The sequence below is a fragment of the Pseudomonas sp. CFBP13528 genome (assembly GCF_005233615.1).
Classification (GTDB): Bacteria; Pseudomonadota; Gammaproteobacteria; order Pseudomonadales; family Pseudomonadaceae; genus Aquipseudomonas; species Aquipseudomonas fluorescens_AM.
On sequence record NZ_QGAJ01000036.1, the window covers coordinates 1 to 1644 of the forward strand.

The 1644-nt window shown below is 52.6% G+C and carries 2 rRNA genes; both read left to right on the top strand.

Annotated features, from left to right (window positions below):
• Positions 1-1362: ribosomal RNA gene (locus PspCFBP13528_RS27435) — 23S ribosomal RNA — on the top strand; the annotation flags it as partial.
• Positions 1363-1519: 157 nt separating this feature from the next.
• Positions 1520-1635 (top strand): 5S ribosomal RNA (rrf, locus tag PspCFBP13528_RS27440).
• Positions 1636-1644 lie beyond the last annotated feature (9 nt).

The window sequence follows — 1644 nt, forward strand, 5'->3', positions numbered from 1 at the left end:
GACGAAGTGGTTGATGCCATGCTTCCAAGAAAAGCTTCTAAGCTTCAGGTAACCAGGAACCGTACCCCAAACCGACACAGGTGGTTGGGTAGAGAATACCAAGGCGCTTGAGAGAACTCGGGTGAAGGAACTAGGCAAAATGGCACCGTAACTTCGGGAGAAGGTGCGCCGGTGAGGGTGAAGGACTTGCTCCGTAAGCTCATGCCGGTCGAAGATACCAGGCCGCTGCGACTGTTTATTAAAAACACAGCACTCTGCAAACACGAAAGTGGACGTATAGGGTGTGACGCCTGCCCGGTGCCGGAAGGTTAATTGATGGGGTTAGCTAACGCGAAGCTCTTGATCGAAGCCCCGGTAAACGGCGGCCGTAACTATAACGGTCCTAAGGTAGCGAAATTCCTTGTCGGGTAAGTTCCGACCTGCACGAATGGCGTAACGATGGCGGCGCTGTCTCCACCCGAGACTCAGTGAAATTGAAATCGCTGTGAAGATGCAGTGTATCCGCGGCTAGACGGAAAGACCCCGTGAACCTTTACTATAGCTTTGCACTGGACTTTGAATTTGCTTGTGTAGGATAGGTGGGAGGCTTTGAAGCGTGGACGCCAGTCTGCGTGGAGCCAACCTTGAAATACCACCCTGGCAACTTTGAGGTTCTAACTCAGGTCCGTTATCCGGATCGAGGACAGTGTATGGTGGGTAGTTTGACTGGGGCGGTCTCCTCCTAAAGAGTAACGGAGGAGTACGAAGGTGCGCTCAGACCGGTCGGAAATCGGTCGTAGAGTATAAAGGCAAAAGCGCGCTTGACTGCGAGACAGACACGTCGAGCAGGTACGAAAGTAGGTCTTAGTGATCCGGTGGTTCTGTATGGAAGGGCCATCGCTCAACGGATAAAAGGTACTCCGGGGATAACAGGCTGATACCGCCCAAGAGTTCATATCGACGGCGGTGTTTGGCACCTCGATGTCGGCTCATCACATCCTGGGGCTGAAGCCGGTCCCAAGGGTATGGCTGTTCGCCATTTAAAGTGGTACGCGAGCTGGGTTTAGAACGTCGTGAGACAGTTCGGTCCCTATCTGCCGTGGACGTTTGAGATTTGAGAGGGGCTGCTCCTAGTACGAGAGGACCGGAGTGGACGAACCTCTGGTGTTCCGGTTGTCACGCCAGTGGCATTGCCGGGTAGCTATGTTCGGAATAGATAACCGCTGAAAGCATCTAAGCGGGAAACTAGCCTCAAGATGAGATCTCACTGGAACCTTGAGTTCCCTGAAGGGCCGTCGAAGACTACGACGTTGATAGGTTGGGTGTGTAAGCGCTGTGAGGCGTTGAGCTAACCAATACTAATTGCCCGTGAGGCTTGACCATATAACACCCAAGCAATTTGACTACTCTAACGAGCATCAGATTGCGGTGTGTGAAGACGAGATGAACCGAAAGTTCGACGCTCACAAAACACCGACAGCTGTCACATACCCAATTTGCTGAAGCGAGGCCATCAGGCCACGACTCAGTACCCGAATTTCTTGACGACCATAGAGCATTGGAACCACCTGATCCCATCCCGAACTCAGCAGTGAAACGATGCATCGCCGATGGTAGTGTGGGGTTTCCCCATGTGAGAGTAGGTCATCGTCAAGATTAAATTCC